Source organism: Anaerocolumna jejuensis DSM 15929, assembly GCF_900142215.1.
Classification (GTDB): Bacteria; Bacillota; Clostridia; order Lachnospirales; family Lachnospiraceae; genus Anaerocolumna; species Anaerocolumna jejuensis.
In genome coordinates this window covers 543,180-557,266 of sequence record NZ_FRAC01000007.1, presented here as the reverse complement: position 1 = coordinate 557,266, position 14,087 = coordinate 543,180, and the positions used below count along the sequence as shown (strand labels likewise).

The 14,087-nt window shown below is 42.0% G+C and carries 13 protein-coding genes; 8 read left to right on the top strand and 5 right to left on the bottom strand.

Going from position 1 to position 14,087, the window contains the following annotated elements; all coding sequences use genetic code 11:
- Positions 1–29: 29 nt before the first annotated feature.
- The 3 genes from BUB77_RS05905 to BUB77_RS05895 all read right to left on the bottom strand — a co-directional run bounded on the left by BUB77_RS05905 (position 30) and on the right by BUB77_RS05895 (position 3,335).
- Positions 30–872 (bottom strand): 2-oxoacid:ferredoxin oxidoreductase subunit beta, encoded by an 843-nt coding sequence (locus BUB77_RS05905; RefSeq protein WP_073273806.1) that lies wholly within the window; start codon positions 870–872, stop codon positions 30–32.
- Positions 873–876: 4 nt separating this feature from the next.
- On the bottom strand, positions 877–2,535 hold the full coding sequence (locus BUB77_RS05900; protein ID WP_073273804.1) for a 2-oxoacid:acceptor oxidoreductase subunit alpha: 1,659 nt from the start codon (positions 2,533–2,535) through the stop codon (positions 877–879).
- A 257-nt stretch (positions 2,536–2,792) separates the two neighbouring features.
- Positions 2,793–3,335, bottom strand: coding sequence for an isochorismatase family protein (locus tag BUB77_RS05895; RefSeq protein WP_073273802.1), 543 nt, complete (start codon positions 3,333–3,335; stop codon positions 2,793–2,795).
- A 256-nt stretch (positions 3,336–3,591) separates the two neighbouring features.
- On the opposite strand from BUB77_RS05895, the gene BUB77_RS05890 reads away from it, so the two are divergent.
- Complete coding sequence (locus BUB77_RS05890; RefSeq protein ID WP_073273800.1) at positions 3,592–3,810, top strand: hypothetical protein; 219 nt, start codon at positions 3,592–3,594, stop codon at positions 3,808–3,810.
- A gap of 122 nt (positions 3,811–3,932) precedes the next feature.
- On the opposite strand, the gene BUB77_RS05885 is transcribed toward BUB77_RS05890, so the two are convergent.
- The gene (locus BUB77_RS05885) at positions 3,933–4,163 is read right to left on the bottom strand and encodes a hypothetical protein (RefSeq protein WP_073273799.1); all 231 of its coding nucleotides are present in this window, start codon (positions 4,161–4,163) and stop codon (positions 3,933–3,935) included.
- Between the two features lie 265 nt (positions 4,164–4,428).
- Between BUB77_RS05885 and aroC the strand changes: the two genes are divergently transcribed.
- From aroC to BUB77_RS30795, 7 genes are all read left to right on the top strand, one after another.
- Positions 4,429–5,535: a chorismate synthase gene (aroC, locus tag BUB77_RS05880; RefSeq protein ID WP_073273798.1), complete on the top strand. Its 1,107-nt coding sequence runs from the start codon at positions 4,429–4,431 to the stop codon at positions 5,533–5,535.
- 9 nt (positions 5,536–5,544) lie between these two features.
- Complete coding sequence (locus tag BUB77_RS05875; protein WP_073273796.1) at positions 5,545–6,078, top strand: biotin transporter BioY; 534 nt, start codon at positions 5,545–5,547, stop codon at positions 6,076–6,078.
- A gap of 494 nt (positions 6,079–6,572) precedes the next feature.
- Entirely contained in the window at positions 6,573–7,112 is a 540-nt protein-coding gene (locus tag BUB77_RS05870; protein ID WP_073273794.1) for a cupin domain-containing protein, read from the top strand.
- 39 nt (positions 7,113–7,151) lie between these two features.
- Positions 7,152–8,231, top strand: a complete 1,080-nt coding sequence (potA, locus tag BUB77_RS05865) for a spermidine/putrescine ABC transporter ATP-binding protein (protein WP_073273792.1) — start codon at positions 7,152–7,154, stop codon at positions 8,229–8,231.
- Positions 8,221–9,039 carry an ABC transporter permease gene (locus BUB77_RS05860; protein WP_084123938.1) on the top strand — a complete coding sequence of 273 codons (819 nt, stop codon included), beginning with the start codon at positions 8,221–8,223 and terminating at the stop codon, positions 9,037–9,039. The genes potA and BUB77_RS05860 overlap by 11 nt, the downstream gene beginning before the upstream one ends.
- Positions 9,033–9,827: an ABC transporter permease gene (locus BUB77_RS30800; RefSeq protein WP_330392501.1), complete on the top strand. Its 795-nt coding sequence runs from the start codon at positions 9,033–9,035 to the stop codon at positions 9,825–9,827. Before BUB77_RS05860 ends, BUB77_RS30800 begins: the two co-directional genes overlap by 7 nt.
- 42 nt (positions 9,828–9,869) lie before the next feature.
- Complete coding sequence (locus tag BUB77_RS30795; protein ID WP_330392500.1) at positions 9,870–10,952, top strand: ABC transporter substrate-binding protein; 1,083 nt, start codon at positions 9,870–9,872, stop codon at positions 10,950–10,952.
- Between the two features lie 438 nt (positions 10,953–11,390).
- Here the strand turns inward: BUB77_RS30795 and BUB77_RS05850 are convergent, their stop codons facing one another.
- Positions 11,391–14,009 (bottom strand): glycoside hydrolase family 3 C-terminal domain-containing protein, encoded by a 2,619-nt coding sequence (locus BUB77_RS05850; protein ID WP_073273788.1) that lies wholly within the window; start codon positions 14,007–14,009, stop codon positions 11,391–11,393.
- Between the last annotated feature and the right edge of the window lie 78 nt (positions 14,010–14,087).

Genomic DNA, 14,087 nt, shown 5'->3' with positions numbered 1-14,087 from the left:
TTCCTTTCCTTACTGTCTTTATACTGTTCTCAAATAAATCTCTGAATCAGGCCTTCAAGGGCATCCTGGCTTTGCTCCTGTTCTATTAGAGTCTTACCTTCTTTTAAAAGTTTATGCTTTCTATGGAAATCCGGCTTATCCTCGCGGTAAAGTATTCCCGTAGGAATCCATTCCTCTTCCATTGCCATCAGCATGGCCCCTTTCTTATCCGTAGGGTCATACTCTTCACCAAGAGGTCTGACAGCATTTTTATAATAAGAAAAAGTATTTATCTTGTTAAAGCTGATACAGGGCTGCATAATATCCACGAAGGCATAACCGGGATAAGAAATAGCCTCCTTCATCAGGGCTACCAATTGCCTGGCATCACCGCTGAAGCCTCTGGCAACAAAACCTGCTCCGGCTGCAATTGCCATCAGCACGGGATTTAAAGGCACATTGATATTACCGTAGGTCTGTACCGGGGTAACATGCCCCTCCTTACTGGTAGGCGAGGCCTGCCCTTTTGTTAAGCCATATATCTGATTATCATGGACAAAGTGCGTAATATTCACATTTCTTCTGATATTATGGATAAAGTGGTTTCCTCCTTCACCGTAGGAATCACCATCACCGGAATCTACGATTACCGTAAGCTTTTCATTTGCAATCTTGGCTGCTACCGCAGCGGGAAGAGCCCTTCCGTGAAGGCCGCAGAAGCTGTTTGCACTGATATACTGGGGTGTTTTGGCTGCCTGGCCGATACCGGCTACCATCAATACCTCCTTGGGATCCTTATCAAGCTCTTCCAGGGCTGTTTTTAAACTGTTCAATATGGCAAAGTTACCACAGCCGGGGCACCATGCCGTCTCATATGTCTCAAATTTACCCATACAGTTAAAAACCTCCTTCCAAAACCTGTTTTACGATTTCTTCTCCGGAAATCTGCCTGCCGTCATATTTTAAAATACTTCTGCTGCAGGTTATGCCTGTCTGTTCCCTGATTAAGGAGGCCAGCTGTCCGGTTGCATTCTGCTCCACATTAATCAATACCCTGCCCTGCCCATACTTTTCCAGGCTCTTCTTGGGAAGAGGATAAATATCTCCAAAGACAAGGGCGCCAAAGCTGCCCTTTCCCTGCTTGTTTAATGTTGAAACTGCCTCGGCAACAGGACCGTAGGTGGAACCCCAGCCTAATAACAGGACTTTGCAGTTCTCTTCTCCGATAAATTCCGGCTCCTGTAATTCCTCTATGAGCTTATTAAGCTTTTTCATTCTCTTATCCATCATGGCATTCCGGACCTCGGCGGATTCCGTTATAAAGCCTCTCTCGTCATGCTCATCACTGTCTGCCGTAACCAGGTGTTCTGTCTTCCCCGGTATCAGTCTGGGAGAGATTCCGTCCTCCGTAAGCCTATAGCGCAGGTATTCCCCCTCTGCCTCTTCGGCAGGTTTTACAAGGGTGATGCCTGTTGTATCATAAGGTTTTACGCAGGCCGTTGTGTCACCAAGGTATTGGTCACTTAAGAGTATTACCGGTATCTGGTACTTTTCCGCAAGATTAAGTGCCCTTGCTGTCTGATAAAAGGCATCCTCATGGTTTCTTAAGGCAATGACCATACGGGGAAATTCGCCCTGAGCCGCTGAAATTACAAACTTTAAATCACTTTGCTCCGTTCTGGTCGGAAGCCCTGTGGCAGGTCCCGGACGCTGTACATCCACAGCTACCAGAGGTATTTCAGCAATACCGGAGAAACCAAGGGCTTCTACCTTTAAGCAAAAGCCTCCGCCGCTGGTTCCGGTCATTGCTCTGGCTCCTGCATAGGAAGCGCCTAAAGCCATGTTAATAGCGGCAATCTCATCCTCTGCCTGCTCTACCACCACTCCGGCTTCCGTGCTGACTCTAGCAAGGTACTCCATAACCGCCGTAGAAGGTGACATGGGATAGGCGGCGTAGAACTTAAGCCCTCCGGCTATGGCACCTAGTCCCAGAGCCTTGCTGCCGGAAATCAGCATATAATCCTTAAAAGGTCCGTCCAAATGTTCAAATACCGGTTCAACGCTCTCATATCCCAGCTGTATAGCCTTTAAATTAATCTCCAGCAATTCCTTTCTTATAACCTTAGCCATAACTTCTTCCACATATGTAAACGGTTCGCCAAAAAGTCTTAATACGGCACCTATGGCAATGCTGCCGGACACTCTTATATTCCCAAGCTCCTTTGCTTTTTTTTCCATATCCAGCTTAATCACACCGGGTTCCGAATAGGCCAGGCTGCTGTCACAAAGTATAAAGCCCTTCTCCGTCAGCTGATGTTTATGCAAATGAATGGTCTCATCATTTAAAGCAATGATGCCATCTATTTTGTCACTGTGAGAAGTTATTTTCTCTGATCCGAACCGGAGCAGGGAAAAATTATGGCCGCCGCGTACACGGGACATAAAATCCCTTGTGGTATAGATATAATAACCGGAGTGTTTCAATAGCTTCTCCAGTATTGCAACAGTGGTATCGATTCCCTGGCCTGCTGCACCGCCGATTAAAATATTATACATAGTTTTCCTCCTTATTTTATTTTTTTAGTATTACGTTATTATAACTCATTCCATTAAGAATTTCAATAATGATTATCATTTTTATAATTATTTTATTTTTATTTTTATTTTATATTTAATAGATTATTGTACATTTTCTAGATAATTATCTATTTTCTTTTGCAGGTCCCACCATTTATACATCTATTCCCTTGGGGAAATTTACGCAAAAGGGCATAATTTATATAAGGTATATGATTGTGAAGTTTGTGTTATTCTTATTTAATTAACCTGGAGATGGATTTAAAAGTATCACTTCCTGCCCTTCGGGTCAGCTCGAACAGGATTGACTCATAGGTGGCTGTCATTATTCCTTCATAGGCAAAGCGTTTTAAGGCTTCTGCCTTATCCTCTTCCTTTCTGGAATCAATACAGTTAGTTACTGCAATTGTCTGATAGCCTGCTGCCTGCAGGTCCACTGCCGTCTGCAGGACACAGATATGTGCTTCTATTCCGCAGATTATGATATTTTTTCGCTGCTGCTTTTGAATGCTTTCCTTTATTTCTTCGTTTTCATAACAGCTGAAAGATATTTTTTCATAATAGGAAAAAGGCTCCCTGTCTTCCTGGATTTCAGGCACTGTCATGCCAAGCCCCTTTGTGTACTGCTGGGTCATGAAAAAAGGAATGTGAAGCTGCGTAAGACCTTCTGTTAACAGTTTTATATTACGGACACACTCCATACTGTTTTTCATTGCGGGAACCAATCTTTCCTGTACATCAATAACCAAAGCCATAGTATCTTCTGCGTTTATTCTCATAATAACCCCTTTCCTGAATTCCAAAATTTTATTTTATTATAAAAATTATAGCATTACAGTTAAGAAGGTACAACTTTAAACTGATATATTTGCCATGTTTATTGAGATTAACTTATAACACCCGAACCAATTTTTCAGTCTCCCTTTTCCTTCTGAATTATGTCGAAAAAGCTCAACAATTTCTAGCGTAAATATAGGAAATAGGGCAAGCTCAATTTCATATGATACATTGTAATAACAAATTGGAGGCTCTTACATGAGTGATTTAGCAGCAACAAACTGCGGTAGTGGATGCGGATGCGGTAATAATAACAGCATATGGATCATTATTATCCTATTATTTTGCTGTGGTAGCGGTGGTAACGGATTTTTTGGAGGCGGTTTTAACAATGGATGCGGATGTGGCGGCAACGATGGCTGCGGATCTATCATCTGGATTATCTTAATCCTTTGCTTATGCGGAAACTCCTTCTAATTACTATTTATCATTAGAAACTACATCAAACCAGAAGAGCTGCCCTAGGGCAGCTTTTTCTGATTCTGCCCTCTTAAAAGCAGTATCCCAGGCATGCCCGGGATACTGCTTTAATAGAATAACTATCTCCTGTTCCAATCCTGCCTGGAATTCTGCCTGCGCTGTTTAACCTTTTCAAAACAATCCGGGTCTATTTCATAAACCGAATTGCCGTCTATAATTAAATCTTTTGAAGATTTTTCAACCCTCTCATTTTTTTGCTCCATATATGAATAATCCGTATTACGGATATTCTCATTACTGCTATTTCCTCTCTTATTATCATTTCCTCTGTTTGCATAATAATTTGGCATGATTACCTCCTTGTAAATTATACTTTTATAACGCCCTAAAATAGCCGGAGAAAAAGAATGTTTTTGAATATTACAGACTTATTAGAATAAAAGACGTTAACCTGGTACCTTGGAAATTATTCTTTGACTATTTCTTTCCCAATCATTACAATATATGAATTGTATTTTTAAAATGTCCTCAAAAGATATTGATAAAAATAGAGTTTTCTTATATACTAAGGAAAATATTTATGGATATAGCTGTTTATATCGGAAAGAGGTTAATATGGCTGGTTCAACATATGGTTCCATGTTTCGGGTTACGACCTGGGGAGAGTCCCACGGCCAGGGAATTGGTGCAATAATAGACGGATGCCCGGCAGGTCTGGCACTTAACGAAGAAGCAATCCAGGTATTCCTTGACAGAAGGCGTCCCGGACAGACAAAATATACGACTCAAAGAAATGAGGCAGATGCCGTTCAGATATTATCCGGTGTGTTTGAAGGCAGAACCACTGGAACCCCTATATCTCTGGCAGTTATGAATACCAATCAGATATCCAGGGATTATTCGGAAATAGCAGGCTACTACCGGCCGGGGCATGCAGATTATACCTATGATGCCAAGTATGGTTTTCGTGATTACAGAGGAGGCGGCAGGTCCTCCGGCAGGGAGACCATCGGAAGGGTAGCCGCAGGGGCTATTGCTTCTTCCATCTTAAAAGATCTTGGAATCACTGTCTGCGCTTATACGAAGTCCATTGGCAATGTCTCTATTGATTATGCAAAATGCAATAAGGATAACATTCTAACAAGTCCATTTTATATGCCTGATATGGAGGCTTCTGCAGCTGCGGAAATACTGATGCAGGAAAAAATGAAGGAGCTCAATTCTGTGGGCGGTGTTATCGAATGTATTATTTCAGGCGTTCCGGCAGGTATCGGGGAGCCGGTCTTTGATAAGCTGGATGCCAACCTTGGAAAAGCGATTCTCTCCATCGGTGCCGTTAAAGCAATTGAATTTGGTTCAGGCTTTCAGGCGGCGGAAAAAACCGGTATGGAAAATAATGACCCCTTCCTGTATACGGATAACGGCAAGGTGACCAAGCTAAGCAACCATGCCGGCGGAATACTTGGCGGTATCAGTGACGGCTCCGAGATTGTCTTCCGTGCCGCAGTAAAACCCACCGCTTCTATTGCCAGTACCCAAAGAACCATTAACAAGGCAGGAGAAAATATCAACATCAATATTAAGGGCCGTCATGACCCGGTTATTGTTCCAAGAGCTGTCGTGGTAGTGGAAGCAATGGCTGCTATTACTTTAGTAGACATGCTTTTCATGAGCATGACCTCGAAAATGGATTCTATTGTTAAATTTTTTCAGAAAGAATAGGTTTAAAAGATGAAACGAACGTTTATAACGACTCAGGAAATGGTTAAAATTGCGCTTTTTACAGCTATTTTATCCATATTGTCACAGATTTCCTTTATGCTTCCCGGGGGAATCCCCATAACCCTGCAAACCTTTGGTATCGTTTTGATCGGTGCTATCCTGGGGCGAAAATCAGGACTCCTCTCTGTTCTGTTATACCTGTTAATGGGTGTGGTGGGAATCCCTGTCTTCGCTAATTTTGGAGGCGGTCTGGATACTCTGGTTGGTCCTACCGGCGGTTATCTGATAGGATTTCTTCCCATGGTATACCTTACCGGATTAGGCAGCAAAAAGCCCTACTATGCCAATGTTTTCTTTAGTATCTGCGGACTGCTGGTATGCCATGCCCTTGGGCTCTTTGAATATTACCGCGTCACCGGTACATGGATTTTGCCTTCCGTTCCCCTTATGCTTGCAAAGGACCTTGTAACTACTGTACTTGCCATCACTCTTGGCAGGGAGGTATATAAAATATTGTCAAATCTGTCACCCTCCCGTTATTAGACCCGTTTATTCTATTGATTCAAAATGCCTTCTTCCGGAGGCATATAAAATGGACCCTATAAAGTGGACAATCAGCAAAGTTCCTTTATAGGGCCATTTTAATATCACTTTTCTCCCCAAAGGGGCCTTTCAGATACTGTCATTTTAAATACTGATAATTTTTCTTTTTTCCATTATTTTCTTATCCTATTCATTTTTCTGTATAAAAATAAATAACCCATTGACATAGGACTAATTCCGTGTATAATTATGATGATGTTGTTTAGCAACACTAAACTTTGAGTTTAATTTTATTAAGGAAAGTAGACAAGGAAGAAGCATCTCATCACAGAAGTTCTCCACAATGAGCGATGAGGGTACTCCTTCAGACTTCTTTCCATATTATTTGAAATACTGCAAGGCGGCATCATACCGGTTTGAGTGGGAAAACAGCATAAATGAGTATGTTGTAATCCTGATTATACATGTGCCACGGCGCACAGATGGGAGTCAGTATGAAAATTGGTGGGAAAATCAAGGAACTCCGTGTACAAAAGAATCTGACCCAGGAGGAGCTGGCAGACAGAGCCGAGCTATCCAAAGGTTTTATCTCCCAGGTGGAAAGAGATTTAACAAGTCCCTCCATTGCAACCTTAGTTGATATTTTACAATGTCTTGGTACGAATCTGGAGGAATTCTTTTCGGATACTTCTACCGAACAGGTAGTATTTAAAAAAACAGACTATTTTGAAAAGTATGATTCTGAATTAAAAAACAATATACAATGGATTATACCCAATGCCCAAAAGAATATGCTGGAGCCTATTCTGCTTACCCTGGAGCCCGGCGGTTCCACCTATCCTGACAATCCCCATGAGGGAGAGGAATTCGGATATGTCTTAAGCGGAAGTATTGTTCTTCATATCGGAAATAAAACCTACAGGGCAAAAAAAGGGGAATCCTTTTATTATAAGGCTGGTAAAAACCACTATATCACTGCTTCTGATAAACAGGGTGCCAGCTTGTTGTGGATTTCCACACCCCCGAGCTTTTAATTCGGACTATTTTTTATGATTACATAGGAGGATTCTGGCATGGCTGGCGGTAAGCTGATTGATTTAATGGGAATAACAAAAAAATTTGGCGACAATGTCGTTTTGGATAATCTGGATTTATATATTAAGGAGAATGAATTCCTGACCCTCCTAGGTCCCAGCGGCTGCGGAAAAACTACAACTCTCCGCATTATCGGCGGTTTTGAGAATCCTGACAGCGGCAAAGTGATTTTTGACGGAAAGGATATTACAAAGCTGCCGCCCAACGAAAGGCAGTTAAACACAGTATTTCAAAAGTATGCTCTTTTTCCCCATATGAGCATAGCGGAGAATATTGCCTTTGGACTAAAAATCAAGAGGAAAAGCAAATCCTACATACAGGATAAGATAAAATATGCCCTAAAGCTTGTTAATCTGGACGGCTATGAAAACCGCAGTCCCGAATCCCTGAGCGGCGGACAGCAGCAGCGTATTGCCATTGCCAGAGCCATTGTGAATGAGCCGAAGGTACTTTTACTGGATGAGCCGTTGGGAGCCTTGGACTTAAAGCTCCGACAGGATATGCAGTATGAGCTTATCCGTCTGAAAAATGAACTTGGTATTACCTTCATCTATGTAACCCATGACCAGGAGGAGGCCCTTACCATGTCCGACACGATTGTTGTCATGAACCAGGGCTATATCCAGCAGATAGGCTCTCCCGAAATGATATATAACGAGCCTCAAAATGCCTTTGTCGCCGACTTTATCGGTGAAAGCAACATCCTCTCTTCCATTATGATTGAGGATGGGCTTGTAAATATACTCGGAACAAAATTTCCTTGTGTGGATAAGGGCTTTGGCAAGAACCAGCCTGTGGACGTTGTAATCAGGCCGGAGGATATCGACCTTGTAAAGGACGGAGAAGCTGCCCTTAACGGTGTGGTTACCTCTCTGATATTCAAAGGTGTCCACTATGAGATGGAGGTACTTGCAGGCGGTCATGAATGGCTTGTTCACAGTACGGACCTCTTTCCCGTAGGAAGCAAGGTTGGTATTAAAGTGGATCCCTTTGACATTCACATTATGAATAAACCTCAATCAGAGGATGAGGAGGCTGTGGCACCGGATGAATACTAAGAAATGGCTTTCCTATCCCTACACCATCTGGATGGGTATATTTGTTATTGTTCCTCTCTTTATCATAATATACTATGGTTTTACCGCAGAGGGGGGAGGCTTCACCCTGAGTAATCTGGCTCTGATAACAGACCCTATCAACCTGCAGTCCCTATGGCTTTCCCTGGAGCTTTCCATTGTCAGTACGGTAATATGCCTGCTATTGGCTTATCCTCTGTCCTTAATCCTCCATGGAATGAAATTGAAGAGCAATTCCTTTATAATTATGATATTTATTCTTCCCATGTGGATGAATTTCCTGTTAAGGACACTGGCATGGCAGAACATTCTGGAGAAGACCGGGGTTATCAATACCTTTTTGAAGTTCCTCCATCTGCCCGCCCTTGAACTGATAAATACGCCGGGAGCCATTATATTCGGTATGGTTTATAATTTTCTGCCCTTTATGATACTTCCCATTTATAATTCACTGTCTAAAATAAGCGATGATTATGTCAATGCAGCCAGGGACTTAGGTGCCGGTTCCTTCATGACCTTTCTGAAGGTAATCCTGCCCCTTTCCTTACCAGGGGTTGTCAGCGGCATTACCATGGTATTTGTGCCGTCTCTGACCACCTTCGTTATATCGGATATTCTTGGTGGCAGCAAGGTAGTCCTGATCGGAAACATCATCGAGCAGCAGTTCAAAACAGTAAACAACTGGCATACCGGCTCTGGCCTGTCTTTGGTGCTCATGGTATTCATTCTCCTCAGCATGGCTATCCTTACCAAATATGACAAGGAATCGGAGGGTAAGAATATATGGTAAAGAAATTCTTTTCCCGTTTTTATTTGGGGCTGATTCTGTTGTTTTTATATGCCCCCATCTTCATCCTTATTATACTGTCCTTTAATAAATCCAAGTCCCGTTCCAGATGGGGCGGATTTACCTTCACCTGGTACCGCAATCTGTTCCAGGATGAAGCGATTATGGAGGCACTTACCAATACCCTGATCATCGCCTTGCTGTCGGCTTTTATCGCTGCCGTTATCGGTACCTGTGCCTGCCTTGCCATTAACAATATGAGAAAGGTTCCCAAGACAATTCTTTTAGGAATCTCCAATGTTCCTATGATGAATGCGGATATTGTAACGGGTATTTCCCTGATGCTGTTATTTATCGCACTGAATTACCCCTTAAGTATTTCCAGTGTGCTGTTATCTCATATAACCTTTAATATCCCTTATGTCATCTTAAGCGTCATGCCAAGACTTACCAGGCAGAATACCAGTATCTATGAGGCTGCCCTGGATTTAGGGGCTACAAAATCTTATGCCTTTTTTAAGATTATACTGCCGGATATCTTTCCAGGTATTCTCTCCGGCTTCCTTTTAGCCTTTACCATGTCCCTGGATGATTTTGTAATTACTTATTTTACAAAAGGCGCAGGCTTTGATACCCTTTCCACGATTATTTACACGGAAGTGCGAAAAGGAATCAAGCCGGAAATGTATGCCCTTTCCACTCTTCTCTTTATCAGTATCCTGATTCTTTTAGTGCTGATCAACCGCAGAAAAGACAAGGAGCATGGTGAAAAGTCCTATGGAAATGCCTGATTAAAGTAAATGAAAGTTTGATGTTCTCGAAAGGAGTCAATGATGAAAAGAATAACCGCCCTGCTGCTTCTATGCAGTCTTATCCTGACCAGCACAGGAGTTATAACCGGCTGTTCCAAAAATAATACCCCAAAGATTTTGGTTTATAACTGGGGTGAATATATAGATCCTGATGTCGTAAAGCTCTTTGAAAAAGAAACCGGAATTAAGGTCGTTATGAGCTACTTCGAGCAGAATGAAGATATGTATCCTGTTATAAAGACCGGTTCCCAGAAATATGACGTGGTATGTCCTTCCGACTATATGATTGAAAAGATGATTGGTGAAGGCCTCCTTACCAAGATAGATTACAACAATGTCCCGAATATCAAGAATATTGACCCTGCCTATCTGAAAAGCGCGGAGCAGTTCGACCCGGGCAACCAATACAGTGTTCCCTACTGCTGGGGCACCGTGGGAATCCTTTATAATAAAACCATGATCAAGGAGCCCATTGACAGCTGGGGTGCCCTCTTTGATAAGGATTTTATCAAAAGAAACGGCTATACCGGCGACCTCTTAATGATTAACAGTGTAAGAGATGCTTTTGCCATTGCTTTAAGCTATCTTGGCTACTCTATTAATACAACGGACGAAGCGCAGATAGAGGAAGCAAAAAAACTATTACAGGCGCAAAAGCCTCTGGTGGATGCTTATGTAGTGGACCAGGTAAGAGATAAGATGATCGGCGGCGACAATCCAATCGGTGTTATCTATTCCGGAGAAGCTATCTTTACACAGCGTGAAAATCCTGACCTTGAATATGTCGTTCCAAAGGAAGGCTCCAATGTATGGATAGACGGATGGGTTATTCCCAAAAATGCCCCCAACAAGGAATATGCAGAAAAATGGATTAACTTCATGTGCGACCCTGAAATTGCCCTTAAGAACTTTAATTACATTACTTACTCTACTCCCAATAAAGCTGCCAGGGAATTAATCAAGGATAAGGATATCAAAGACAGCCCTATCGCATTTCCCGCCCAGGATGTATTAGACCGCTGCACCACATACCACTACCTTGGCGAGAATATGGACGCTCTTTATATCAAGAAATGGAATGAAGTAAAATCAACCAATAAATAATCGGCATAGAGATAGATAATTTCAAAAAGAGGATATCCCAAGTCATTACATGTCTTGTGATATCCTCCTTTATATTCTATAATTTTATGTCACAAATATACTTTACCCGCCTAAGCAAAAATTTAAAGTACCTTCAATATATATGATGCTTCAATCGTCAAAAACCTCATTTCAATATGTTTCAGGCAATTTGCACAAAGCAGAAAGAACGAATGCGACTATGGAAAGGTATTAGAAGTCCTTTTCTCTGAAGATTTTGTGCTATATTATCAAGCAGATTGTTTGAGCGCAGCGAGTTATCTGTTTGATAATATGTCCAGCACAAAAGCTTCAGAGAATTAGGACTTCTTATACCTTGGAATCGAAGCATTCGTTCTTTCTGCTTTGTGCAAATTGCCGTCCCATTGTGAAAAACTGTCCTTTTTCTCTTAAATCATCTTATAACGGTAAAACATTGAATTCAGCCGTTAATAATATATTGGCTGAGTTATTGCCGACCATGACTTCAAATTTCCCCTCTTCAACAGTCCATTTAAAGTTTTTATTTAATACCCGTAATTGCTCATATCCTAATGTTAATACTACCCTTTTTGTTTCACCTTTCTCTAATTGAATTCTTTTAAATCCTGCTAATTCCTTATAAGGACGCAGGACGCTGCTATATTCATCATGAATATAGAGCTGTGCAACTTCTTCCCCCTTACAGTTACCAATATTCGTTACATCAAACATGACATCGATTTCTTCATCTGCTCTGATTTCTGACTTTGATAAGCTTATGTTTGAGTATTCAAAATTTGTGTAGCTTAGACCATACCCAAAAGGGTATAGCGGCAGCCAATCCATTTCAACATATTTCGTCGCACTAAAGGGGCATCTGTTATAGTGAACAGGTATCTGCCCGACTGATTTAGGAAAAGACATCGGCAGCCTGCCTGCAGGATTAACATCACCAAATATCACTTTTGAAATGGCACTGCCGCCCTGCTCCCCTACATGCCAGGCCTCTATAATAGCAGGAATATTATCATTTTCCCATGTAATTGACAAGGGTCTGCCATTTTGCAGGACCAGTACGACAGGGGTGCCCGTTGCATGTATAGCCTTAACCAAATCCAGCTGCTTTCCCGGAAGGTTCAGGTCGGCTCTGTCAAAATTCTCACCGCAGGTTTCCTCGCTGTCGCCTACCGCAACAATGGCAACGTCTGCCTCTTGGGCTATGCGGATTGCCTCATCCATATTCAGGCGGCCATTATTATACCCCAAAATCACTCTGGCGCCTCTTTGGTCATTTTTATACTCAATTTTAATTTGGTACTCTCTGCCCTCTGCAAAATCAAAATCCACCATTTGATTTGCATTCAATTCTTCCCAGCCATCCACAATTAAATTATCATCCACCCACAATCTCATACTGTCCATGGTACTTAGTCCAAGGCAGCCCTTAAAGCTGTGGTCAGTTATTAAAGTTCCGCTCCAGCGTACTGCAAATCTATCCGCATTTACACCCGCTGCCGGTTTGGAATAGATAAAGTTAAAGTTTATCATCCCATCCAATCTCGTACACACCGGTTCTCCTGAGAAATCCAGATTATTAAAATACTCCCCGGTCAACCCGTTTTTGCCGTTTATGTCCCGCAGCCAATTCTGGGGAACAGGTTTTATTTCCGCATCTAAAATACCGCAGCCTGAATTATATGTTACAGTGGTATCTTTTGAAACAATAGCTTTTATTCCATCAAGTAATGTAACCCCACGGTCTACGCTGCTGGCTGAACTATACCCGCCAAATCTGCAGGCTGCAGCACTTGGTCCGATAACCGCTATATTTTTCATTGACTTTTTAAGCGGTAAGATGTTATTTTGATTTTTGAGGAGACATATTGATTTCTCTGCAACCTCTAACGCTGCCTCCTTATGCTCCCGACTGTTCACTACCTTTTCACTTAAGGACTCATCTGTAAATGGATTTTCAAACAGGCCTAACATAAATTTAACTCTTAAAATTCTGCTGCAGGAAATATTAACTGTTCCTTCTGTAATTTCTCCGGACTTAACTAAATCAATAAGCGTATTCTGGTATTCTTCATGAGGATAATCATACAGCTGCATATCCACACCTGCTTCTATCCCCATCTTTATAGCTTCTCTGTCGCTTCTGGCTGCATAATGACAAGTATGCAGCATACGAACTGCCGTCATATCAGAACGGACAAAACCCTTCATTCCCATTTCCTCACGCAGCACCTTTGTAAGTAATTCTTTATCTCCGGCAACCGCCACACCATCGATTGTATTATAAGAGCACATTGTATTTAAGGCTCCGGCGTTAAACGCTGCTTCAAATATTGGCAGACAATAACTTGCGTGATCATGGCGTCCAAAGGTTGCAGGCCCGCAATTCAGTCCTCCGCTTGGGGAACCATATCCTGAAAAGTGCTTCGGTTCAGCTACGATCGAATCCTTTTGAGTTAAATCGTTACCTTGTAATCCTTTTACCATTTTGTATGCAAATTTTGAACTTAAATAGGTGTCTTCACCATACCCCTCTTCCACTCGTCCCCATCGCGGGTCTCTGGCCAGATCAAGTACAGGCGACCACCCTTCATGTATGCCTAAGCTTCGTGCCTCTGCTGCAATGGCTCTGCCTTGCTTATAGGCGAGGTCCGGCTCAAATGTGCCGGCTAAGGCAATTTGCTGCGGAAATATCGTAGCCTCCGGCCAGACCAATCCATGCAGCGTTTCTTCGCTAAATAATACCGGAATGCTCAGGCGTGTATTTTTCATATTATATTCCTGTATCTGATTATTGAGCTTAGCGGATGAATATCTGATTTGCAGGCAGCCAATACCTGCTTCACCATATAATTCTTTATACCTGTCTCCGTCAAATTCAGACATTCCTTCAGAATCCTCTAAAAATTCTGTTCCTGAATAAATATCAAGCTGGCGTACCTTTTCTTCCAAGGTCATTCTGTTTATTAAATCCCGTATACGTTCTTCGGTATCAACGTTCTTATTCATAAAGGGGTAAGCTTTTAAATCTTCTCTTAACATAATCGCACCTCATAAGTTCATTTATATATTTTAATTAAGGGCTGCTGCATCATAACATCTTTGGAATCGGATTTATAT